Source organism: Microbacterium sp. AG1240, assembly GCF_003635115.1.
In the GTDB taxonomy this organism is placed as follows: domain Bacteria; phylum Actinomycetota; class Actinomycetes; order Actinomycetales; family Microbacteriaceae; genus Microbacterium.
Map to the genome: position 1 here is coordinate 1,384,905 of NZ_RBXJ01000001.1, position 23,361 is coordinate 1,408,265.

General features: G+C 68.6%; 22 protein-coding genes and 1 tRNA gene. 15 read left to right on the forward strand and 8 right to left on the reverse strand.

Translation table 11 applies throughout. The features are described 5' to 3' along the window. Window position 1: 1 nt before the first annotated feature. From DEU34_RS06505 to DEU34_RS06525, 5 genes are all read right to left on the reverse strand, one after another. Complete coding sequence (locus tag DEU34_RS06505) at window positions 2-439, reverse strand: helix-turn-helix transcriptional regulator (protein ID WP_121149309.1); 438 nt, start codon at window positions 437-439, stop codon at window positions 2-4. A 33-nt stretch (window positions 440-472) separates the two neighbouring features. Then, a complete protein-coding gene (locus tag DEU34_RS06510) occupies window positions 473-745 on the reverse strand; it encodes a hypothetical protein (protein ID WP_121149310.1) in 273 nt (90 codons plus the stop codon). Between the two features lies 1 nt (window position 746). Continuing rightward, window positions 747-3,320, reverse strand: a complete 2,574-nt coding sequence (valS, locus tag DEU34_RS06515; protein ID WP_121149311.1) for a valine--tRNA ligase — start codon at window positions 3,318-3,320, stop codon at window positions 747-749. A gap of 98 nt (window positions 3,321-3,418) precedes the next feature. Beyond that, window positions 3,419-3,970, reverse strand: coding sequence for a GNAT family N-acetyltransferase (locus tag DEU34_RS06520; protein WP_310793503.1), 552 nt, complete (start codon window positions 3,968-3,970; stop codon window positions 3,419-3,421). Between the two features lie 97 nt (window positions 3,971-4,067). Next, a complete protein-coding gene (locus DEU34_RS06525; RefSeq protein WP_259460049.1) occupies window positions 4,068-5,417 on the reverse strand; it encodes an MFS transporter in 1,350 nt (449 codons plus the stop codon). 302 nt (window positions 5,418-5,719) lie between these two features. Here DEU34_RS06525 and ileS point away from each other — a divergent pair, with 302 nt between their 5' ends. The 4 genes from ileS to ndk are packed head-to-tail and all read left to right on the forward strand — an operon-like array spanning window position 5,720 to window position 11,324. Continuing rightward, window positions 5,720-9,166, forward strand: a complete 3,447-nt coding sequence (gene ileS, locus DEU34_RS06530; protein WP_121149314.1) for an isoleucine--tRNA ligase — start codon at window positions 5,720-5,722, stop codon at window positions 9,164-9,166. After that, a complete protein-coding gene (locus DEU34_RS06535) occupies window positions 9,163-10,503 on the forward strand; it encodes a folylpolyglutamate synthase/dihydrofolate synthase family protein (protein ID WP_121149315.1) in 1,341 nt (446 codons plus the stop codon). The genes ileS and DEU34_RS06535 overlap by 4 nt, the downstream gene beginning before the upstream one ends. Continuing rightward, window positions 10,500-10,907, forward strand: a complete 408-nt coding sequence (locus tag DEU34_RS06540) for a DUF4233 domain-containing protein (RefSeq protein WP_121149316.1) — start codon at window positions 10,500-10,502, stop codon at window positions 10,905-10,907. Before DEU34_RS06535 ends, DEU34_RS06540 begins: the two co-directional genes overlap by 4 nt. Before the next feature lie 3 nt (window positions 10,908-10,910). Continuing rightward, window positions 10,911-11,324 carry a nucleoside-diphosphate kinase gene (gene ndk, locus DEU34_RS06545; RefSeq protein WP_121149317.1) on the forward strand — a complete coding sequence of 138 codons (414 nt, stop codon included), beginning with the start codon at window positions 10,911-10,913 and terminating at the stop codon, window positions 11,322-11,324. Between the two features lie 9 nt (window positions 11,325-11,333). On the opposite strand, the gene DEU34_RS06550 is transcribed toward ndk, so the two are convergent. Then, entirely contained in the window at window positions 11,334-11,939 is a 606-nt protein-coding gene (locus tag DEU34_RS06550; protein WP_121149318.1) for a vitamin K epoxide reductase family protein, read from the reverse strand. Window positions 11,940-12,216: 277 nt separating this feature from the next. On the opposite strand from DEU34_RS06550, the gene DEU34_RS06555 reads away from it, so the two are divergent. Beyond that, window positions 12,217-14,691, forward strand: a complete 2,475-nt coding sequence (locus tag DEU34_RS06555; RefSeq protein ID WP_121149319.1) for an Rne/Rng family ribonuclease — start codon at window positions 12,217-12,219, stop codon at window positions 14,689-14,691. A gap of 6 nt (window positions 14,692-14,697) precedes the next feature. On the opposite strand, the gene DEU34_RS06560 is transcribed toward DEU34_RS06555, so the two are convergent. Next, window positions 14,698-14,973 carry a DUF4031 domain-containing protein gene (locus DEU34_RS06560; protein WP_121149320.1) on the reverse strand — a complete coding sequence of 92 codons (276 nt, stop codon included), beginning with the start codon at window positions 14,971-14,973 and terminating at the stop codon, window positions 14,698-14,700. Between the two features lie 223 nt (window positions 14,974-15,196). On the opposite strand from DEU34_RS06560, the gene rplU reads away from it, so the two are divergent. The 10 genes from rplU (at window position 15,197) to DEU34_RS06610 (ending at window position 22,158) form a co-directional block, all read left to right on the forward strand. Then, a complete protein-coding gene (gene rplU / locus DEU34_RS06565; protein WP_121149321.1) occupies window positions 15,197-15,505 on the forward strand; it encodes a 50S ribosomal protein L21 in 309 nt (102 codons plus the stop codon). A gap of 18 nt (window positions 15,506-15,523) precedes the next feature. After that, complete coding sequence (gene rpmA, locus DEU34_RS06570; protein ID WP_116646439.1) at window positions 15,524-15,781, forward strand: 50S ribosomal protein L27; 258 nt, start codon at window positions 15,524-15,526, stop codon at window positions 15,779-15,781. A 132-nt stretch (window positions 15,782-15,913) separates the two neighbouring features. Next, entirely contained in the window at window positions 15,914-17,419 is a 1,506-nt protein-coding gene (gene obgE / locus DEU34_RS06575) for a GTPase ObgE (RefSeq protein ID WP_121149322.1), read from the forward strand. After that, complete coding sequence (proB, locus tag DEU34_RS06580) at window positions 17,416-18,258, forward strand: glutamate 5-kinase (RefSeq protein WP_121149323.1); 843 nt, start codon at window positions 17,416-17,418, stop codon at window positions 18,256-18,258. The genes obgE and proB overlap by 4 nt, the downstream gene beginning before the upstream one ends. Continuing rightward, entirely contained in the window at window positions 18,258-19,517 is a 1,260-nt protein-coding gene (locus DEU34_RS06585; protein WP_121149324.1) for a glutamate-5-semialdehyde dehydrogenase, read from the forward strand. The genes proB and DEU34_RS06585 overlap by 1 nt, the downstream gene beginning before the upstream one ends. Window positions 19,518-19,571: 54 nt before the next feature. Next, window positions 19,572-19,793 (forward strand): hypothetical protein, encoded by a 222-nt coding sequence (locus tag DEU34_RS06590; RefSeq protein ID WP_121149325.1) that lies wholly within the window; start codon window positions 19,572-19,574, stop codon window positions 19,791-19,793. 10 nt (window positions 19,794-19,803) lie between these two features. Next, on the forward strand, window positions 19,804-20,400 hold the full coding sequence (gene nadD, locus DEU34_RS06595) for a nicotinate-nucleotide adenylyltransferase (protein WP_121149326.1): 597 nt from the start codon (window positions 19,804-19,806) through the stop codon (window positions 20,398-20,400). Then, on the forward strand, window positions 20,397-21,632 hold the full coding sequence (locus tag DEU34_RS16425; RefSeq protein ID WP_259460050.1) for a hypothetical protein: 1,236 nt from the start codon (window positions 20,397-20,399) through the stop codon (window positions 21,630-21,632). The genes nadD and DEU34_RS16425 overlap by 4 nt, the downstream gene beginning before the upstream one ends. After that, the gene (rsfS, locus tag DEU34_RS06605; RefSeq protein WP_121149327.1) at window positions 21,633-22,010 is read left to right on the forward strand and encodes a ribosome silencing factor; all 378 of its coding nucleotides are present in this window, start codon (window positions 21,633-21,635) and stop codon (window positions 22,008-22,010) included. A 75-nt stretch (window positions 22,011-22,085) separates the two neighbouring features. Next, window positions 22,086-22,158, forward strand: a tRNA-Ala gene (locus DEU34_RS06610). A 259-nt stretch (window positions 22,159-22,417) separates the two neighbouring features. Here DEU34_RS06610 and DEU34_RS06615 read toward each other — a convergent pair. After that, window positions 22,418-22,936, reverse strand: coding sequence for a hypothetical protein (locus DEU34_RS06615; RefSeq protein ID WP_121149328.1), 519 nt, complete (start codon window positions 22,934-22,936; stop codon window positions 22,418-22,420). Window positions 22,937-23,361: the final 425 nt, after the last annotated feature.

Here is a 23,361-nt window from a genome sequence, read left to right on the forward strand (position 1 = left end):
GCTAGAGCGCCCGCACGACGGGCGCTTCTCGATTCCTGACCGGTCGCATGACGAATCGCGTGACGCAGCTGGGCAGCTCCGCAGCATCCGCGGCGCTCTCACGGCGGTAGCCGTCCGGCGACGTTCCGACGATCTCGGTGAACCTCGTGCTGAACGTGCCGAGCGAGGAGAAACCCACCGCGAAGCACACCTCGGTCACCGAGAGGTCGCCCCGTCGCAGCAGCGCCGTGGCGCGCTCGATGCGCCGCGTCAGGAGGTACGCGTACGGCGATTCGCCGTAGGCGAGACGGAACTGGCGGCTGAGGTGGCCCGCCGACATGTGCGCACCACGAGCGAGGGCCGCGACGTCGAGGGGCCTGCTGTGCTCGCGATCGATACGGTCGCGCACCTTTCGGAGCCGCGTCAGCTCCTCGCGTCGCGGGTCGGGGCTGCTGGCCATGCCGGCCATCGTGCCAGAACCGCGGCCCGACGGTCAGTCCTGGCCGGAGTAGTCCCGGTCGGAGAACTGCTCGTGCTCGTGGTGCGTGACGACCGCTTCACCCGAGCGATCCAGCGTGACGATGATGCCCGTATCGAGCTCGACGACCGGACGCCCTTCGAGCCAGGTGAGCGTCCACCGCGGTGCGGGCTGGCCGAACTGGTCGGCCGGGAGCGACGTCTCGACCGCGGCGATCTGGGCATGCAGGCTGGCGGGGACCGCCGACGGGGGAGTGGATCCGGAGGTCCAGCGTGTACCGAGTTGCATGTCAGGCCTCCTGGGGGGCGAGTTCGATGCCCGTGACGGCGGTCGTCTCGGCGTCTTCGAACACGATGGTCTCGATGCGTCCGACGGCCTTGAGGTCGCCCTCGGCCGATCGCAGCGCGGCGGTGTGCGGGGAGGCGACGGTTGCGACGGCCACCACGGTCTTCTGAGAGACCTTCGCCTCGGTCTTGGCCCGGCGGATGCCGATGAGCGCCTCGCCGACGGCGCTCAGCACTGCCGGGTCGCCCGAGGAGCCGATCGGAGCCGGCCACGGGGCATGGTGCACCGATCCTTCGTTGAACCACGACCAGGCCTCCTCCGAGGCGAACGACACGACCGGTGCGAACAGGCGCAGGATCGTCGAGAGCGCGATCCTCAGCGAGAGCGCCGCCGATGCCTGTCCGACGTCGGTCTGGTCGTACGCGCGCTCCTTCACCAGTTCGAGATAGTCGTCGCAGAAGGTCCAGAAGAACGACTCGGTGATCTCCAGGGCGCGAGCGTGGTCGTAGGCCTCGAGGGCCTTCGTCGCGTCGCGCACCACCTGGTCGAGCGTCGCGAGCATCGACGCGTCGAGGGCGTGCGTGACCTCGGCGTCTTCGGGCACCGGGAACGACAGCACGAACTTCGCCGCGTTCAGGATCTTGATCGCGAGGCGCCGGCCGATCTTGATCTGGGTGGGGTTCTGCGGGTCGAAGGCGGCGTCCGTGCCCAGCCGACTCGAGGCCGCCCAGTAGCGCACGGCATCCGAACCGTGCTGGTGGAGGACGTCGGCGGGGGTGACCACGTTGCCCTTCGACTTCGACATCTTCTTGCGGTCGGGGTCGACGATGAACCCGGAGATCGCAGCATCCGACCACGGTGACCGGCCGTCCTGCAGCGCGCTGCGCAGCAGGGTGGAGAACAGCCAGGTGCGGATGATGTCCTGCCCCTGGGGACGGAGGTCGAACGGGGCGACGAGCTTCCAGAGGTCTTCGTCGCGCTGCCACCCGCCGGCCAGCTGCGGGGTGAGCGACGACGTCGCCCACGTGTCGAAGATGTCGCGCTCGGCGTCGAACCCGCCCGGCACGCCTCGCTGGTCTTCGGTGTACCCCGGGGGGACGTCGGTCGTCGGATCCACCGGCAGGGACGCCGCATCGGGCGTCAGCACGCGGCCGTAGTCGCGCTCACCGTTCTCGTCGAGCGCGTACCAGACCGGGATCGGCACGCCGAAGAACCGCTGGCGCGACACGAGCCAGTCGCCGGTGAGACCGTTGGTCCAGTTCTCATAGCGAACGCGCATGAAGTCGGGGTGCCAGGAGATCTCGCGGCCGAGGTCGAGGAGGCGCTCGCGCAGCGACTCGTCACGGGCGCCGTTGCGCAGGTACCACTGACGGGTCGAGACGATCTCGAGCGGACGGTCGCCCTTCTCGAAGAATTTCACGGCGTGCGTGAACGGGCGGGGGTCGCCCTCCATCTCACCGGACTCCTGCAGCAGCTCGACCACGCGCTTCTTGGCGCTGAACACGGTCTTACCGGCGAGCTCCGCATAGGCGGCCTTGGCGGCATCCGTCTCGATCGCGTCGGGGGCGTCGGCGACGATGCGGCCGTCCTTGCCGATGATCGTGCGGTTGGGCAGGTCGAGTTCGCGCCACCAGATGATGTCGGTCACGTCGCCGAAGGTGCAGATCATGGCGATGCCGGAGCCCTTGTCGGGCTGGGCGAGCGGGTGGGCGAGCACCGGCACCTCGACGTCGAACAGGGGGGTGCGCATCGTCGTGCCGAACAGCGGCTGGTAGCGCTCGTCATCGGGGTGTGCGACGAGCGCGACGCACGCGGCGAGCAGCTCGGGCCGGGTGGTCTCGATGTGTACGTCGCCCGAGCCGTCGGCCTTGTGGAAGCCGAGGCGGTGGTAGGCGGCGGGTTGGTCGCGATCCTCGAGCTCCGCCTGCGCGATGGCCGAGCGGAAGTCGACGTCCCACAGGGTGGGAGCGAGCGCCTGGTACGCCTCGCCACGGTCGAGGTTCTGAAGGAAGGCGGACTGGCTGGTGCGGATCGTGTCGCCGGAGATCGTGCGGTAGGTTTGCGTCCAATCGACGCTGAGGCCGAGATCGCGCCAGAGCGCCTCGAAGGCCTTCTCGTCCTCGGCGGTCAGCCTCTCGCAGAGCTCGATGAAGTTGCGGCGGCTGATCGGGCGCTGGTCGGCTGCCTTCGTGCTCTTGTTGTCGCCGCCCTCGAACGGGGGAGTGAAGTCGGGGTCGTACGGCAGCGACGGGTCGCACCGCACGCCGTAGTAGTTCTGCACACGGCGCTCGGTGGGCAGACCGTTGTCGTCCCAGCCCATCGGGTAGAACACGGTCTTCCCGCGCATGCGCTCGAAGCGCACCTTGACGTCGGTGTGCGTGTAGCTGAACACGTGACCGATGTGGAGACTCCCCGACGCGGTGGGCGGGGGAGTGTCGACCGAGAAGACGCCCGCGCGTCCGACCTCGGCGGCCTTCGCGCGATCGAAGTCGTAGGTTCCGGCTGCGGTCCACGCCGCATCCCACTTCGCTTCGAGGCCTTCGAGTACGGGCTTGTCGGGGATCTGCGCGTCGGACATCGAGAGCTCCTCGGTATGTGCGGCACTGTGTGAGCGTGCCTGAGTGTGGGTCGCCGCCAGTCTACCGGCGGGTGCGCAGGCGTCGTGCCCGGTCGATGTCAGGGCTCGGGCGTCGGCTGACGCATCCATTCGTTCCGTGTGATCTCGAAGACGAGGTGGGGCATGTCGACGCCGCGGTAGTGGGTCACGGTGCGCCGGCGCACCGACATGCCGTTGCGGATCGCGACGTTCATGCTGGCGAGGTTCGTGTCGCGGATCTTGGAGCACACCACGTCGACCGGGAGGTTGCGGAAAGCCCAATCGCGGCAGGCGCGGGCGGCCTCCTGGGCGAATCCGCGGTGCCACCAGCGGCGGTCGAACAGATAGCCGACCTCCACCATGGATCGCCCGTCGATGATCTGGCGGGTCGGTCCGCACTGGCCGATCATCTCGCCCGTCTCCCGCAGCGTCACCGCCCAGAGGGCGAATCCGTCGTCCGCGTACCGCTGCTGCGATCGAGCCAGCCAGGTGGCGATCTCGGTCGCGTCGAACGGCCCTTCATAGGCGGTCATGGTCTCGGCGTCGCCCATGATGGCCGTGAGTGACGGGATGTCGTCGGTCCCCATCTCCCGGAGGACGAGCCGGTCGGTCGTGGGGAGGGGGCGCATCATCCTCCGACGCTACCGCCGGCCCGCCGAGTGTGCCCGTTTCCGCCGTAGGCGCCCGAAATTCCGGGCACCCGTGGCGGGATCGGGCACTCTCGGCGCCTCAGCGGTCGGCGAGAGCCGGCTCGGCCGGCGCGGCGGAGCGGGCCGTCGAGTAACGGGCTGCCGCCCAGGCTGCGACGAGCGTGATCGCCGACATCACGGCGAGGATGACGCCGGGGTGCCACCAGGCGTAGTCCGTCTGCACGCCGAGGGCACCCGTGATCAGCGGCACGAATCCGCCGACGGTCGCGGCGAGCGCGTACGCGAACGAGAGCGCGGAGTAGCGGAACGCATCGGGGAAGAGGTCGTTCATGAGCCCGCCGAGCGCCGCCCACGACATCGTCGGCAGGATGCCTCCGACCACCATGAGCGCGACGAGCACGCCGAAGTTCGCCTCCTGGAGGATGAAGTAGATCGGGAACGCGATGATGAGCGTGCCGAGAGCTCCCCACGCCACGACCTTCGCCGAGCCGATGCGCGCGGCGAGCGCTCCGAAGAGTGGGATCGTCACGAGCTGCAACAGGGCGCCGATCGTCGCGGCGATGAGGAGGTCGGTGTAGGCGTACCCGAGCTGTGTCGCCCCGTAATTGATCGTGTACGTGTTCATGAGTCCGTACGACCCGATTCCGAGGAGCGCCGCTCCGGCCGCGATCGCCATGGCGGTGGGGCGCTGGCGGAACATCGTGAGGAAGGGCAGCCGGTCGCGACGCCCCTCGGCGACCACCTCGCGGAACACCGGTGTCTCGTCGATCGACCAGCGGAGGTAGAGCGAGACGAGGAGCAGCGGGATGGCGATGAGGAAGGGGATGCGCCAGCCCCAGGCGACGAGCTCCTCGGTGGGCAGCGTCGCAGTCATCACGATGAACAGCGCCGCCGAGAGGATCGACCCGATCGGTGAGCCCAGCTGCGGGATGGCGGCGTAGAAGGCGCGCTTCACGGGAGAGGCGTGCTCGGTCGCCAGCAGGATCGACCCGCCCCATTCGCCGCCGAGGGAGATTCCCTGGGCCAGACGCAGCACGACCAGCAGCACCGCCCCGATCCAGCCGGCCTGCGCGTAGGTCGGGAGCACGCCGATGAGGCCGGTGGCCACACCCATGATGGCGACCGTCCACAGCAGGGTCGCGCGGCGGCCGAGGCGGTCGCCCATGTAGCCGAAGATGATCGCGCCGATGGGTCGCACGACGAACGCGATCGCGATGGTCGTGAACGACGCGAGGGTCGCGCCGGCGGTTCCGAGCGGCTCGAAGAACAGCGGACCGACGAAGAACGCCGAGAAGTAGGCGAAGACGTAGAAGTCGAAGGATTCGAGGGAGGTACCGACCATGGAGGCCACGGATACTCGGCGGGCGGAGGTCTTCGGGGCCGGAGGAGTCACGGATGCTGCGGTGGTCACGAGCATCCATCCTGCCACCGGTACGACCTTGTTGGACGCAGCGCAGAAAGTGGCGTGGGGTGCGGGCCCGGCGTTCCGCGCCCGACGCGTAGAATGGCACGCACGAGTTTCGATCCGGCCATCACCGGGGAGCTCCCGGAAGAACGCGTCGACTCCCGGGTCGCGTCAGTAGAACCGGGCGGGGCAGGCCCGTCACAGCCGCTGTGAAAGTGGACGACTCGGTCCGTGAGCCTGTCGAAGGGCCCGAGACGTCACGCGGGGTGGTACCGCGGCTCGATCGAGTCGTCCTCGCAGGCTGATCCTCGACCTGCTGGAGTGACATGACCTACCCCAAGTCTTCGTTCGGACCCGCTGCCGACGCCTCGGCGAGCACGGCGCCCGGAATCGTGCCGAGCCCGCGTTTCCCCTCGCTCGAGGAGCAGACGCTCGCGTTCTGGGCCTCCGACGACACCTTCCGCGCCTCCATCTCCCAGCGCGAGGGCGCCGAGGAGTGGGTGTTCTACGACGGACCCCCGTTCGCTAACGGGCTGCCGCACTACGGTCACCTGCTCACGGGCTACGCCAAGGACGTCTTCCCCCGTTTCCAGACCATGCGGGGCAAGAAGGTCGACCGCGTCTTCGGCTGGGACACGCACGGTCTGCCGGCCGAGCTCGAGGCCATGAAGCAGCTCGGCATCACCGAGAAGGACGATATCGAGCGCATGGGCGTCGCGACCTTCAACGCCAAGGCCCGCGAGTCGGTGCTCGAGTACACGCGCGACTGGCAGGACTACGTGACCCGCCAGGCGCGGTGGGTCGACTTCGACAACGGCTACAAGACGCTCGACACCACCTACATGGAGTCGGTGCTGTGGGCTTTCAAGACCCTGCACGAGAAGGGGCTCGCCTACGAGGGCTATCGCGTGCTGCCCTACTGCTGGCGTGATGAGACGCCGCTGTCCAGCCACGAACTGCGCATGGACGACGACGTCTACAAGATGCGTCAGGACCCGTCGGTCACCGTCACCTTCCCGCTCGTGGGTGCCAAGGCCGAAGCGCTCGGACTGACGGGCGTGCGTGCGCTCGCCTGGACGACCACGCCCTGGACCCTCCCGACGAACCTCGCTCTCGCCGTCGGCCCCGCCATCCGTTACGTCGTCGTCCCCGGCGGGCCGGCGGGTGCCGCAGACGTGCACCACACTCCCGATGGGCTCGCCGACGACGCGATCGAGGCGACCGCTCATCGCTACCTCCTCGCCGAAGACCTCCTGGGCGGCTACGCCAAGGATCTCGGGTACGAGTCGGCCGACGCCGCGCGCGACGCCGTGCAGCAGACGGTCATCGGCTCCGAGCTCGAGGGCGTCGCGTACGACCGCCTCTTCGACTACTACGCCGACGCCGACGAGTGGGGCACGCAGAACGCCTGGCGCATCCTCGTCGACGACTATGTCACGACGAGCGACGGCACCGGCATCGTGCACCAGGCGCCCGCGTACGGCGAGGACGACAAGCGGCTGGCGGATGCTGCGGGGCTGCCCACGATCCTGTCGCTCGACGACGGCGGCCGCTTCCTCTCCGACGTCGCCGACGTCGCCGGAGAGCTCTGGCTCGACGCGAACACCCCGCTCATCCGCATCCTGCGTCAGAACGGGCGCCTGTTGCGCATGGCCAGCTACGAGCACTCGTACCCGCACTGCTGGCGATGCCGGAACCCCCTCATCTACAAAGCCGTCTCGAGCTGGTTCATCCGCGTCACCGACGTGAAGGACCGCATGATCTCGGGCAACGCCGAGATCACCTGGGTTCCCGAGAATGTCAAGGAGGGCCAGTTCGGCAAGTGGATCGAGGGCGCCCGCGACTGGTCGATCAGCCGCAACCGCTACTGGGGCTCGCCGATCCCGGTGTGGAAGAGCGACGACCCGGAGTACCCGCGCCTCGACGTCTACGGTTCGCTGGCCGAGATGGAGGCCGACTTCGGTCGTCTGCCGCGCAACACCGACGGCGAGGTCGATCTGCACCGTCCGTTCATCGACGACCTCACGCGCCCGAACCCCGATGATCCGACGGGGCAGAGCGTGATGCGCCGCGTCGAGGACGTGCTCGACGTCTGGTTCGACTCCGGCTCGATGCCGTTCGCCCAGGTGCACTACCCGTTCGAGAACCACGACTGGTTCGAGCAGCACGCGCCCGCCGACTTCATCGTGGAGTACATCGGCCAGACGCGGGGCTGGTTCTACGTCATGCACGTGCTGTCGACCGCGCTGTTCGATCGCCCGGCGTTCCGCGCCGTCTCGGCGCACGGGATCGTGCTCGGCAGCGACGGTCAGAAGATGTCGAAATCGCTGCGCAACTACCCCGACGTGCGAGAGGTGTTCGACCGCGACGGATCCGATGCGATGCGCTGGTTCCTCATGTCGAGCTCGGTTCTGCGCGGCGGCAACCTCGTGGTCACCGAGGAGGGTATCCGAGCGGGGGTGCGCGAGTTCCTGCTTCCGCTCTGGAACACGTGGTACTTCTTCTCGACCTACGCCAACGCCGCGCGGGCGACCACCGGTCGGACTGCGGGTGAGGAGTCGGGGTATGACGCATCCTGGCGCACCGACTCGACCGACGTGCTGGACCGCTACATCCTCGCCCTCACGGGCGACCTCGTGCGCGGAGTCGCCGCCGATCTCGACGGACTCGACTCGACGACCGCCGCGGAGCGACTGCGCGACTTCGCCGAGGTGCTCACCAACTGGTACATCCGTCGCTCGCGCGACCGGTTCTGGGTCGGCGTACGCGACGACGACGCGTCGTCGACCGAGGCGTTCGACACGCTTTACACCGTGCTCGAGACCCTCACGCGCGTCGCCGCCCCGCTCATCCCGCTCGTCTCCGAGCAGGTGTGGCAGGGGCTCACGGGCGGACGCAGCGTGCACCTGACCGACTGGCCCGATGCCGACGCCTTCCCGGCGTCGGCCGACATCCGTGTCGCGATGGACGCCGTTCGCGAGGTCTCGAGCGTCGCCAACGCGCTGCGCAAGCGCGAGGGCAAGCGCGTGCGACTGCCGCTTCCCCGTCTCACGGTGGTCGTGGCGGATGCTGCCGCCCTCGGCCAGTTCGAAGACATCCTTCGCGACGAACTCAACATCAAGTCGGTCGAGCTGGTCGAACTCGTCGACGGGGCATCGGCGTCGTACGGCATCTCGCATCGCCTGACGGTGAACGCGCGCGCCCTGGGCCCCCGTCTCGGAAAGCAGGTGCAGCAGGTGATCCAGGCCGCGCGCGCCGGCGACTGGTCGGAGGCCGACGGCGTCGTGACAGCGGGCGGCGTGGAACTGCAGGCCGGGGAGTACGAGCTGGTGGTCGAGACGGCCGGCCGCCCCGAGGGTGAGGCTCTCGCCGTGCTCGCCGGTGGGGGGTTCGTGCTCCTGGATACGACGACCGACGACGTGCTGGAGGCGGAGGGTCTCGCGCGCGACGTCATCCGCGCGGTGCAGGACACCCGCAAGGCGGCGGGATTCGACGTGAGCGATCGCATCCGGTTGATGCTGAGCTTCAGCGACGAGGGTGACGCGGCAGCGGTGTCGGCCGCCTTCGACGCAGCGGACGTCGCGGGGGAGACCCTCGCCCGAGAAGCAGCGATCGTCGGATCGGACGGTGCGACCACCCTGTCGAGGAGCACGCTGCGCGGCACCCCGTCGGAGACGCCCGAACATCAGGCCGAGTTCGCAAAGGGCACCTTCGCGAACGTCGGCTCTTTCACCGTCTCGGTGACCCGTTTGAACGAGGAGAGTGCCCTATGAGCGACCGCGACCGCGCCGACGCCGTGTATGCGGCCCTGCTGACGCGGCAGGGCGAGCAGTGGGTGCAGCCCCGCGTCGAGCGCACGCGGCGGGTGCTGGAGCTGCTCGCAGACCCGCAGCGCACCTACCGCGTGATCCACGTGACGGGGACGAACGGCAAGACATCGACCAGCCGCATGATCGAGAGTCTCGTCAGGTCGACCGGGCTGCGCACCGGTTTGTTCACGAGCCCGCACCTCGTGCGTTTCACCGAGCGGATCATGGTCGACGGCGAGCCCGTCTCCGACGCGGCCGTCGCCGACGCATGGGACGAGATCGCACCGTTCGTCGACCTCGTCGACGCCGAGCTCGCCGCGGCCGGCGACGCCGCACTCACCTTCTTCGAGCTCCTGACGGTTCTGGGCTTCGTCGTCTTCGCCGACGCGCCGGTCGACGTCCTCGTGCTCGAGGTCGGCATGGGCGGGGCCTGGGACTCGACCAATACGGCCGATGGAGACGTCGCCGTGTTCGCCCCGATCGCACTCGACCACGCCGACCGCCTCGGCTCCACCATCCGAGAGATCGCGACCGTCAAGTCGGGGATCGTCAAAGACGGCGCGGCCGTGGTCTCCTCCCGCCAGGAACCCGAGGCGGCAGCCGTGCTGCGCGCCGCCGCTGCTGCGCGGGGGGCCACCATCGCGTTCGAGGGCGAGGAGTTCGGCCTCTCGTCCCAGCGGCTCGCCGTCGGCGGACAGCTCATCTCGGTGCGCGGTCTGTCCGGCACGTTCGACGAGCAGTACCTCCCGCTCTACGGCTTCCACCAGGGCGCGAACGCCGCTCTCGCGATCGCCGCCGTCGAGTCGCTCTTCGGAAGCATCAGCGCCGAGGTCGTCACCGACGGCCTCGCCCAGGCGACATCGCCGGGACGCCTGCAGCTCGTCGGATCGCACCCCGTCGTCGTCGCGGACGCCGCCCACAATCCGCACGGCGCGCGGGCGCTCGTCGCGGGCCTGCGCGAGACGTTCGACGTCGACGAGTGGGGCGTCGTGGTCGGCGTGCTCGGAGACAAGGATGCCGCCGGGATCGTGGATGCCCTGGCCCCGGTAGCGGCGCGCGTGTTCGCGACCGCCCCGGAATCGGAGCGTGCCAGCGACCCCGACCTCGTCGCCGACCTCGCCGAGGCTCGCGGAGCGACGGTCTCGGTGCACCCGGGGCTCGACGACGCGGCGGAAGCCGCACGCGAGTGGGCCGCAGCATCCGATCGCCGAGCCGTGGTGATCGCCGGTTCGGTCGTGCTGGCCGGAGAGGCGCTGCGCCTCTCCGAAGCCGAGGACTGGAAGAACGGGTGGCAGGAATGAGCCCCCGCGAGCGCACGCCTCGGGTGCGGCGTCAGCGCGGCGCGCAGGAGTCGCTCGGTTCCGTCGTGCTCGGGTTCGAGTCGATCGTCGTCTTCCTCGGCGGCCTCGTCGTCTTCGGACTGCAGGTGCTGCCCGACGGTATCGAACCGTGGTGGGGGATCGTCGGCGGGGTCGTACTGGCTCTGTTGATGGTCATCACGTCGGGGTTCCTCCGCCACCGGTGGGCGATCGGCGCGGGGTGGGGGCTCCAGGTCGTCCTCGCCCTCGGCGGATTCCTCGTGCCGGCGCTTCTTCTCGTGGCTCTCATTTTCGGCGGCATGTGGGCGTATGCGACGATCAAGGGGGCGTCCCTCGACCGCCGAAACGCCGCATTGGCCGATCCCCGCACGACGAACGGAAACTGAATCATGGCGACCGAAGAGACCCTCGTACTCGTGAAGCCCGACGGCGTGGCCCGCGGCCTCACCGGCGCGATCCTCGCCCGCATCGAGGCGAAGGGGTACGCCCTCGTCGACATCCGGCTCGTCGAGCCCGAGCGCGCGACGCTCGAGCAGCACTACGCAGAGCACGAGGGCAAGCCGTTCTACGAGCCGCTGCTGGAGTTCATGCTCTCCGGCCCGTCGGTCGCCATCCGCCTGGCCGGCAACCGTGTGATCGAGGGCTTCCGCTCGCTCGCGGGCACCACCGACCCCACGACCGCGGCGCCCGGTACGATCCGCGGCGACTACGGGCGCGACTGGGGCCTGGCCGTGCAGCAGAACCTCGTGCACGGCAGCGACAGCCCCGAGTCGGCGGCGCGCGAGCTCGCTATCTGGTTCTGACCGGACGGGTCAGACGAGCGAACCGATCACGTCGAGTCGCAGCTGCGCGACGATCGCGATGATGGCGTAGCTGCCGACGGCGAGGAGCGGCATCCACCCCATGGTGGCGGCCGCTCCTCGCCGTACCCCCGCGGGCACGGGCACGATACCGGTGCGCAGAACGTGGAGCAGCACGACGTAGAAGGTCGGGATCGTGACGATCCACGTCACCATGCACCACGGGCAGAGCGTGCCGATGACGAAGATGCTCTGCACGATCAGCCACACCACGAAGGCGAACGCGCCGGCGGTCCCGAGGGTGAAGACCCACCAGAACCACCGGGCGAACCGCGCGCCGGCGAGGACCGCCACTCCGACGAACAGTGGTGCCATCCATCCGGCGAGTCCGATGATCGGGTTCGGGAATCCGAGCACGCTTCCCTGGGCCGACACGAGGTTCTTGCCGCACTGGATGAGCGGGTTGAAATCGCACGAGGCGGTGGCGTTCGGGTCCGTCAGCAGGTGCAGACGCTCCATCGTGAGGGAGAAGGCGGCCCACCAGCCGACCACCCCCGCGATGATCAGCCAGACCGCCATCACGGTCGGACGGTGCGGGGATGCTGCCGGTGCGCTCATGGCTCGGATTATGGCACCCGTACCTCTGGGCCGGCTCGGCGATGAACCGACTCTCGAGGCGTTGGTCGGCATCACCGGCGGGGGAGTGCGATAATGGTCGGTGATGCCCGCGGCCGCGCCGCACCGGCATCACGACAGACTTCGGGCGATGGACGCCCTTGCAGTTAGAGCCTCGGGCCGGCTGCAGACCAAATGAGTTCGCGGCCCCGCCGGGTGTGGCGCCGCACGAGATTTCGTCGGACGATGCGCGGTGTCGTCCGCAAGGAGCACCCCCGTGATGGCCGATGAGACCGACAACCGGAACGACACCCCCGCGAGCGATGCACCGCAGGATGCCACGGAGCAGCTGACGACGATCGCCGACATGGAGGCCGTGCTCGACGCGGTCGAGGCGACCGAGGGCGACCGCGGCGCGATCCCCGCAGCCGACGCGTCCGAGCCCGCTGCCGCCGAGTCGGATGACGCCCCCGAACCGGGCGCGATCGATGAGCCCGTCGCCGAGCAGCCCGTCGCCGAGGAGCAGACGCCCGCGGTCGAAAACATCGAGGCGCCGCTCGCCGATGCTGTCGGCACCGACGAGCACTCCGCGGGAGCCCCGAGCTCGGAGGCGCCCGCGTCGGAGCAGGTGCCCGAAGAGGCTCCCGCACAGGAGCAGGCCCCCGAGGAGCCGGCCGAGCTCACGGCGGTCGCTCTCGGCCTGCTGCCCGAGGTGTTCGTCTCGGCCGTCAGCACCCAGTTGCACTTCTACGCCCCGCCGGTCATGGCCCTTCCGCCGCGTGCGGAGGAATTCGACGAGCCCGAGGAGGCCCCCGCGGCCGGCACCTCCGCACGCCGACGCAATCGCCGTCGCGGCGAGAGCGGTGGCAACGAGGATCGCGCGGAGTCCGCGCCCACGGCACCCCGCCAGCGCGCCGTGGAGTACGTCACCGAACCCCAGCGCATCAAGGGGTCCACGCGCCTCGAGGCGAAGAAGCAGCGGCGCCGCGACGGTCGTGAGGCCGGTCGTCGTCGCCCGGTGGTGACCGAGGCCGAGTTCCTCGCCCGTCGCGAGGCCGTCGACCGCGAGATGATCGTCCGATCCAAGAACGGTCGCGTGCAGATCGCCGTGCTGGAGGACCACGTGCTCGTCGAGCACTACGTCGCCCGCAACCAGGACGCGTCGCTCATCGGCAACGTCTACCTCGGCCGCGTCCAGAACGTGCTGCCGAGCATGGAGGCCGCGTTCGTCGACATCGGTCGCGGTCGCAACGCCGTGCTCTACTCGGGCGAGGTCGACTGGGATGCCGTGGAGACCGGCAATCAGCCGCGCCGGATCGAGCTCGCGCTGAAGTCGGGCGACAAGGTTCTCGTGCAGGTCACGAAAGACCCGGTGGGGCACAAGGGCGCCCGTCTGACGAGCCAGATCTCGCTGCCCGGGCGGTACCTCGTGTACGTTCCCGGCGGCGCGATGAACGGCATCTCGCGCAAGCTGCCCGACACCGAGCGTGCGCGCCTGAAGAAGATCCTGAAAGAGGTGCTCCCCGAATCGTCGGGCGTCATCGTGCGCACCGCGGCCGAGGGCGCCACCGAAGATCAGCTCACCCGCGACGTTCAGCGACTCACCAGCCAGTGGGAGCACGTGAGCCGTCAGATCGAGACGATCCAGGCGCCGGCGCTGCTGCACTCCGAGCCCGACCTCCTCGTCAAGATCGTGCGCGACGTCTTCAACGAAGACTTCACGAAGATGCTCATTCAGGGCGAAGACGCGCACCAGACGATCACGAGCTACCTCGCCAGCGTCGCACCCGACCTCCTCGACCGCGTCGAGTCGTACGAGGCCGATCGCGACCCGTTCGACGAGTTCCGCGTGACCGAGCAGATCGAGAAGGCGCTCGACCGCAAGGTGTGGCTGCCCTCGGGAGGCTCGCTCGTCATCGACCGCACCGAGGCGATGACCGTGGTCGACGTCAACACCGGCAAGTTCGTCGGTTCCGGCGGAAACCTCGAAGAGACCGTCACCAAGAACAACCTGGAAGCGGCCGAGGAGATCGTCCGCCAGCTGCGGTTGCGCGACATCGGCGGCATCATCGTCGTCGACTTCATCGACATGGTGCTCGAATCCAACCGGGATCTCGTTCTGCGCCGGCTGGTCGAGTGCCTCAGCCGTGACCGGACCAAGCACCAGGTCGCCGAGGTCACGTCGCTCGGACTCGTGCAGATGACCAGGAAGAAGCTCGGTCTGGGTCTTCTGGAGACCTTCAGCGAGGCGTGCGAGGTCTGCGCCGGCCGCGGCGTCGTCGTGCACCACGACCCCGTGGTGAAGCACCGCTCCAACGGGGGCGGATCGTCGTCGAACAACGGCTCGTCCAACCGGCGCTCGCGCGGTTCCGGCAACGGGGGCGGCAACACAAGCAATGGCGGAAACAGTGCGACGGGCGGAACCCACGTCATCACCGAGGGCGTGAAGTCGGCCCTCGCGCAGATCGCGGCGTCGACCATCCAGCCCAACGGCGAGGAGGAGGCCCCCGCGGTCGAGCCCGTCGTCGTCGTGGAACCCCCCGTCGCCGAAGCGGAGCCGGTCAAGCGCCCCCGCAAGAAGCGCACCGAGGCCGCGTCGAAGAACCCCCGCACCGAGAAGGACGTTCTTCTCGATTCGGTTCTGAGCGCGCTTCCCGAGCCCAAGGCGCCCGGTCAGGGTCGCTCGCGCCGCCGTGTGACGACCGCGGCCCTGAGCGGTACTCCGGTGCAGGCCGGACCGACCGAAGAGGGCTGAGCGCCGTCAGTGGATGCTGCGACGCTCCCGAGCCGTCACACGCAGTCCTGAGGCGATCAGACGCCGAACGAGTTCACGACCTTCGACATGGGTGGCACCCGCGGCGATGAGCCGCGGGTGCGCCTCGTCGGGGACGTCGTAGTGGTCGAGGTCGAACGCTCGCCGCGGAATGCCGTTCGCGTGCGCGAAGGCATGGAGTTCGGCAAGGTCGGAGTCGCTGACCAGGTGCGCCCACAGCCGTCCGTGTGCCGGCCACAGGGGGTTGTCGATCAGGATCGTCACGTCGAGATCCTATGCGGGCACCGCGACACGCGGCTCCGAGCTTTTGCCAGGGGAGTCGGCATCGGGTAGCATTTCCCTTTGGTGCGTTCGTGTCACGTGCCCGGCAGCGGCGGCCTGAGAAGGACGCCGGCCCGGATGACGCGGTCGACGCGGACGATTCGCACCAAGACTTCCGTCATCAGACAAACCGGAGCCTCGTGCTCCCGAACGAAACAGGTATGAAGTGGTTTACGCAGTAGTGCGGGCCGGTGGCCGGCAGGAGAAGGTAGAGGTCGGCACGATCGTCGTTCTCGATCGCCTCGCGGCCAAGGTAGGCGACAACGTGCAGCTTCCTGCCGTGCTTCTCGTCGACGGCGACGCCGTGACGACCGACGCAGAGAAGCTCGCGGGCGTCTCGGTGACCGCCGAGGTGCTTGGCGAGCTGCGCGGACCGAAGATCGTCATCCAGAAGTTCAAGAACAAGACCGGCTACAAGAAGCGCCAGGGGCACCGTCAGGACCTCACGCGCGTCAAGGTCACCGGCATCAAGTAAAGCCAGGGAGACGCAGAGATGGCACATAAAAAGGGCGCAAGCTCCACCCGTAACGGTCGTGACTCCAACGCTCAGCGCCTCGGCGTGAAGCGTTTCGGCGGCCAGGTCGTCGGCGCCGGCGAGATCATCGTCCGCCAGCGCGGCACGCACTTCCACCCCGGCGCCAACGTGGGCCGTGGCAAGGACGACACCCTCTTCGCCCTTTCGGCCGGTGCTGTCGAGTTCGGCCAGAAGGGCGGCCGCAAGGTCGTCAACATCGTCGCGGGCGCGGAGTAACCTCCGACACGCACGAGCAGCGGCTCCGGTCGCACAGCTCTGGAAGGGGGCGGGCTTTTGCCCGTCCCCTTCACCGTTTCACCCCGGCCCTCCCGGGCCTTGGTCCCGCATCACCGCACGAAAGGAACACGCATGGTCACGTTCGTAGACCGCGTCACACTGCACCTTCGTGCGGGGCGCGGGGGTAACGGCTGCGTCTCGGTCAAGCGCGAGAAGTTCAAGCCGCTGGCCGGACCCGACGGCGGCAACGGCGGGCACGGCGGCGACGTCGTCCTCATCGCCGACCCGCAGACCACCACGCTGCTGTCGTACCACCACTCGCCGCACCGGTCCGCCGGTAACGGCGGGTTCGGCATGGGCGACCACCGCTCCGGGGCGGCCGGCGAACCCGTTGAGCTCAATGTTCCCGTCGGCACCGTGGTCAAGGACGCCGCGGGCGAGACCATCGTCGACATGATCACCCCGGGCATGCGGTTCATCGCCGCGCAGGGCGGTATCGGCGGCCTCGGCAACGCGACCCTGGCCAACCCCAAGCGCAAGGCGCCCGGGTTCGCTCTCCTCGGCACGCCCGGCTGGGAGGGCGACCTCAACCTCGAGCTCAAGACCGTGGCCGACATCGCCCTGGTCGGCTTCCCCTCGGCAGGCAAATCGAGTCTCGTCGCCGCCGTCTCTGCGGCGCGGCCGAAGATCGCCGACTATCCGTTCACGACGCTGCATCCCAACCTCGGCGTGGTGCAGGCCGGCGAGGTGCGCTTCACGATCGCCGATGTGCCCGGGCTCATCGAGGGCGCCAGTGAGGGGCGAGGCCTCGGACTCGAGTTCCTCCGCCACGTCGAGCGCTGCACGGCTCTCGTACACGTCCTCGATTGCGCCACGCTCGAGCCCGGTCGCGACCCCCTGACCGACCTCGACATCATCCTGGCCGAGCTCGCGGCGTACCCGGTTCCCGAAGGGCAGGTGCCCCTCATCGAGCGGCCCCAGCTCGTCGCGCTGAACAAGGTCGACGTCCCGGAGGGCAAAGACCTGGCCGATCTCGTGCGTCCCGAGATCGAAGCGCGTGGTTTCCGCGTGTTCGAGATCTCGACCGTGAGCCGTGCCGGACTCCGCGAACTCACGTTCGCCCTCGGCGAGGTCGTCGAGAAGCACCGCGCCGAGCTCGCCGCCGCGCCGGCGCCCGAGAGGATCGTCATCCGACCCACCGGTTCGGAGAAGGCTTTCACCGTGCGGGTCGAGGGCGGAACCTACGGTCCGATCTTCCGTGTGCTGGGCGAGAAGCCGGTTCGGTGGATGCAGCAGACCGACTTCCAGAACGAGGAAGCCGTCGGCTACCTTGCCGATCGCCTCGAGAAACTGGGCGTCGAGACCGAGCTGTACAAGGTGGGCGCGACACCCGGGGCCACCGTCGTCATCGGCGAGGACGACGCCGTGGTGTTCGACTGGCACCCCACGATGTCGTCGCCTGCCGAGCTCATGACCGCTCCTCGAGGAACCGATCCGCGCCTCGACCTGAACCCCCGTCGCACCACGGATCAGCGTCGCGAGCGCTACAAGGAGCGGATGGACGCCAAGGCGGCCGCTCGCGCCGAAGACGAGGTCGAGCGCAAGGCGCGCCACGCCGAGGAGATCACCGAGCAATGACGGCGCAGACCCGCGCAGACCTCCCCGGAGCTCAGCGCGTCGTGGTGAAGGTGGGCTCGTCGTCGATCGGCGGCGAGGGTGCACACCGCATCGATACGATCGTCGACGCTCTCGCCGCCGCGTCGGCCCGGGGGACGGAGATCGTCCTGGTCTCCTCCGGTGCCATCGCCACCGCGCTGCCGCTGCTCGATCTCGCCGGTCGTCCGAACGATCTCGCAACGCAGCAGGCTGCCGCGGCGGTCGGGCAGAACGTGCTCATGTGGCGCTACCAGACGGCCCTCGACCGACACGGACTCCTCGCCGGTCAGGTGCTCCTGACAGCCGGCGATCTCGAGAACGCGACGCACCGGTCGAACGCGCGACGCGCCATGGAGCGGCTCCTGGGTCTGCGCATCCTGCCGATCGTCAACGAGAACGACACGGTCGCGACGCACGAGATCCGCTTCGGCGACAACGATCGCCTCGCGGCGCTCGTGGCGCAGCTCATCGGCGCGGACGGGCTCGTGCTCCTCAGCGACATCGCCTGCCTCTACACGCGCCCTCCCGGCGAACCGGGAGCTCGGCCCATCACCCACGTCGAGTTCGGTGACGACCTCTCGGGTTTCGAGTTCGGCACGGTCGTCGTCAACAGCGTCGGCACCGGGGGAGCAGCCACCAAGGTCTCAGCCGCTCGGCTGGCCGCAGCATCCGGAGTCGGGGTGCTGGTGACCAGTGCCGACCTCGTCGCCGAGGCTCTCGGCGGCGAAGAGATCGGCACGTGGTTCGCCCCGAATCCCGACGCGGCACCCATGCTGACGGGGCCCGTCGGTACGGTGGGCGCCGCCGATAGGCTGGGCTGATGACCGCTCTCACCGTCTCGGCGCACGACCGGATGCTGCGTGCGAAAGACTCCGCGCGCACGATCGGACTGCTGACCTCCGAGGAGAAGACCGCTACGCTGCGCGCGATCGCCGCGCAGCTCGACACGGACACGCGCGAGATCGTCTCGGCGAACGCGGAGGACCTCGAGCGTGGCCGGGCGAACGGCATCGGCGACGCGCTGCTCGACCGCCTGCGTCTGGACGACAGCCGTGTCGCGGCGCTCTCGGCCGCCGTGCGCGACATCGGCGAACTGCCCGATCCTGTGGGGCGCGTGCTCGACGAGCGCGTGCTGCCGAACGGGCTGAGGCTCACGAAGGTGTCGGTGCCGTTCGGTGTCGTCGGCTCGATCTACGAAGCGCGGCCGAACGTCACCGTCGACATCACGGCACTCGCGCTGCGCTCCGGCAATGCCGTCGTGCTGCGCGGCGGAAGCGCCGCGGAGAGGTCGAACGCGGCGCTCGTGGCGAGTATGCGCGCGGCGCTCGAGACCCGGGGCATCGACCCGGAGGCCATTCAGACCGTCGACGAATTCGGTCGCGACGGAGCCCGAGAGCTCATGCGCGCCCGTGGACTCGTCGACGTGCTGGTGCCGCGCGGAAGCGCTCAGCTGATCGAGACGGTCGTCACCGAGTCGCTCGTACCCGTCATCGAGACGGGGGCAGGTGTCGTGCACGTCGTCGTCGACGCGTCCGCACGTGCCGACTGGGCGCGCGACATCGTCGTGAACGCCAAGGCCCAGCGCCCGAGTGTCTGCAATGCCGTCGAGACGGTGCTGGTGCACCGCGATGCCGCTCCCCGTGTGCTTCCCGGAATGCTGTCCGCACTCAAGGAGTCGGGCGTCACCGTGCACGGTGACGAGCAGACCTCGGCCTACGACGCCTCCGTCGTCGCCGCCACCGAAGACGACTGGGCGCGCGAGTACCTCAGCCTCGACCTCGCCGTGCGCGTCGTCGACGACCTCGACGATGCGCTGGCCCACATCCGCCGCTACTCCACCCACCACACCGAGTCGATCATCACCGATGACGCGTCCAGCGCCGAGCGGTTTCTCGCGGAGGTGGATTCGGCCGTCGTGATGGTGAATGCGTCGACGCGGTTCACCGACGGCGGAGAGTTCGGATTCGGCGCAGAGGTGGGCATCTCGACCCAGAAGCTGCACGCGCGGGGTCCGATGGGTCTCGCCGAACTCACCAGCACGAAGTGGCTGGCGCGCGGTGACGGACAGACCCGTGCCTGACGGCCTAAACTCGTACATGCGCGTCGCCGCCGCGCGAACCCGAACGGAGCCTCGATGACCATCGCCACGCTGATCGCCTTCGCCGCTGAAGAAGCCGAACACCACGGCAACGTCGCCCTCGAGACGTTCTGGTACGGCGCCGTGGCCCTCGCCGTCTTCACCCTCCTCGGACTCGTCACGCTCTCGTACCGCAACGTGGCCAACCGTCATGCGCACAAGGCCGACGCCTACGCGCGCAAGCACGGAACGCCGACTCCCGAGGGGCACGGCCACTGAGGCTCACTGCATGACGACGACGCGAGCCCCGCGGATCGGGGTCATGGGTGGAACGTTCGACCCGATCCACCATGGCCACCTCGTCGCGGCGAGCGAGGTCGCGCAGTCGTTCGATCTCGACGAGGTCGTCTTCGTGCCTACGGGGCGCCCGTGGCAGAAGCAGGAGGTCTCGCCCAGCGAAGACCGCTACCTGATGACGGTGATCGCGACGGCGTCGAACCCCCAGTTCACCGTCAGCCGGGTCGATATCGACCGGGACGGCTTCACCTACACGATCGATACCCTGCGCGACATCAAGGCTCAGCGCCCCGGTGCAGACCTGTTCTTCATCACGGGTGCGGATGCCGTGGCGCAGATTCTCGGGTGGAGGGACCATGATGAGTTGTGGGGCCTCGCCCACTTCGTCGCCGTTTCACGCCCAGGTCACGTGCTCAGCACGGACGGCCTGCCGCGAGACAACGTGAGCCAGCTCGAGATCCCCGCCCTCGCGATCTCGTCGACCGACTGCCGAGACCGCGTCCGCAGGGGCAATCCGGTCTGGTATCTCGTCCCCGACGGCGTCGTCCAGTACATCGAGAAGCATCACCTCTATCGGAGCAAGGCATGAGCACACCCGATCAGCCCGACACGCCTCCGCTGACCCGTCGGCGGCTGCGAGAGATCCGCAACACGGGCGCCACTCCCGTCCTCACCCCCGAAGACATCGCCAAGAACGAAGCCTTCCTGAGTGAGGCCGACGATCGCGCCGCGGCTGCGGCACAGCGTGAGAGGGACGCGCAGCAGAACGCTCACGACGACGATGCGGTCGACACGACCCCGGGGTCCACCGAATCCGATGCGACCGATCCCGAACCGCAGCACGAGTCGGGAACGTCGACCGAGCCCGAGACGCACGCCGAGCCGGAGACGCACGCCGAGCCGGAGACGCACGCCGAGCCGGAGACGCACGCCGAGCCGGAGACGCATACCGAGTCGGAGATCAGTGCCGAGCCCGAGCCGGGGATCAGCGCCGAGCGATCTGCGGAGTCGGCCGAGCCCGTCGCCGTTCCGCCGTCGGCCGTGGGGGAGGAGCCGGTCGCCCCCGGATCGTTCGCCGATCTCGCCGTCACGCCCCTGACCCGTCGTCAAGCGCGCGAGGTGGAGCGGATCCGCACCGCGTCGGTTCCCATCATCGCGCCCGACGCGGCTCCCTCGGCGTCCCAGGACGCCGATGCGACGGCACCGGCAGACGAGCCGGATTCTGCGGCCGCGCCGACAGGCGAAGCCGAGTCCGACGCGGTGATCGCCGATGTCCCCGGGCTCGTCCGTCCGGCCGGCGACGGGAGCGACGAACCCACCGCCGTGGTGAACCCCCACTTCGGGTCGGGCCTTCTCGCCGGGGAGACGCCCGTCGTGGAACTGCCTCCTTCGTTCGATCAGCTCATCACCCGAACCGGATCGGCGGGGGTTTCGTCGTCGACGCCGAACGCGCTGATCCTCTCTCAGACCCCCGCTGCGGCACCCCTGGTAGCGCCGGTGACGGCCACCGGCGAAGTGCTCATCACCGGCACCTTCGACCTCCCCGAAGGGCTCGGCTCCGTCGGGCACGCGCCGGGGCTGCACGACGGGAAGGATGCTGACGCCGTCCTCGTCGACGGAGAGCTGCCCGCAGCATCCTCACCCACCCCGATCGCCGCCAGCGCCGCCATCAGTCAGGTGCGCAACTCGGACGAGATCATCCGGCCCCCCGCCCCTGAGAAGGGCGGCAGGCTGCTCATCGCGCTGACGATCACCGCCGGCGCGTTGCTCGTCACCGTTGCCGGACTTCTCGTCCTCGCTTTCACGACAGGAATCTTCTAAATGGTCGCCACCGACAACTCTCGCGAGATGCTGCAGATCGCGGCGCGCGCCGCCGACGCCAAGAGCGGCGAGGATTTGGTCGCTCTCGACGTCTCCGAGCCGCTGCCGCTCGTCGACGTCTTCCTCATGGTCACCGGACGCAACGAGCGCAACGTCGCGGCCATCGCCGACGCCATCGAGGAGGACCTTCTCGAAGCGGGACACAAGCGTCTGCGCAGGGAGGGCCGCCAGGAGTCGCGGTGGGTGCTGCTGGACTTCGGCGATCTCGTCGTGCACGTCTTCCACGAGCAGGAGCGCGTCTTCTACGGCCTTGAGCGCCTCTGGAAGGACTGCCCGGTGGTTCCCATCGATCTGCCGGCGCCCGCGTCTCAGGAATGACGGGACGCGCTCCCTGGTTCGAGGCATCGCTCAGGATGTAGTAGTCTAGGGGGGTTGCCTTTTGAGGCAGCGTGAGGGCCTGTGGCGCAGCTGGTAGCGCACCTGCATGGCATGCAGGGGGTCAGGGGTTCGAGTCCCCTCAGGTCCACGATTACCCCCGGTTACCGGGGGTTTTTCGTTGTTGGTCGCTGTTAGTTAGGTCTTGATTACTGACAACATCGGTTCTTGTGTCAGTTTTGAGACCAGAATATGGCACCTCCTTCGGTGAAAAGATGTCCCTGGGTGTCCCTGCTCCAGACGCTTAAGGCTCCCTCTGAGCGCTGCGCCCGGACAGACCGAACTCCGGCCGGTTCGGCCGGGCGGCGGGGGTCGGGGTCGCTTCAGAGTGCAGGCTTCCAAGCGGCGACTCACGCGAACGGTGTGAACCAGTGGTCGAATGTGTAGTTGATCTCGGGACCCTCAGGTCCAATCGAGCGCGGCGGGACGACGCCTTCATAGAGCTGCTCGTACTCCAGCTCTCCGATGAGCAGGTACTTCAGGGTCTCACCCAGATCCTCAGGAATCGGGACGTCCCAGTATTCCGCGACCTCGACGGCCCGCTCGACAATGAAGCCGAGGATGAGGAGGTGCGCAACGCACCTCGGACCCGAGTAGCCAATGCGGAGCTGCTCCGACATTTCGGCAAATGCGGTGGCGAACCGCAATCGAAACTTCGTGGTGTATCGGCTCGTGTACATCTCTGGGAGGCATTCGGGAACAGATGGATCCGTGACCTCGTCGGCCGCCGCGTCGGCGCCTAAGACGAGTAGACCGGCAACGAGGGCGCCGAGTTCATCGGGGAACGGAGGGTCGCATTCATTGGCTTCGCATGGGCGGACGAGGAAGTCGATGCCGTGGAAGTCCTGTCCGGCGTCGATGATCTCCATAGCCGTGACGCGGGGGTGGTCTGAGATTCGGTGGGGTGGGGTCGGTTCGTTCGTTGTCATGCTCTTCATATGCGCGGCGCGGTCGGAAAGTCGTCGCCTGTCTGCCGTTTCTACGTTTGGCACATCAAGATGGGGGCCTGTAGGCCGCGGCTGTTCGCACCGTGGCCCGTAGTGGAGAACCGATAAACGACGTCGCGGTGGCGGTCGCGGACGCGTTGTTCGCTGCCGAAGTCAGACCGACGGCCTGACCTCTTGCGGCGGTGCACGATCTGTTCGTCACGCGCAGAGAAGGTTCTCGATCCCGCGCTGCTACGACGAGTCCCTTTTGGCTTTCGACGGGTGGCCCTGTCGTCCAATACCTGCTGCAGCCTGGAGCGCCATCCACCCCGCACAACGAGCTTGGATCCGGCAGAGCGTGGCGATCT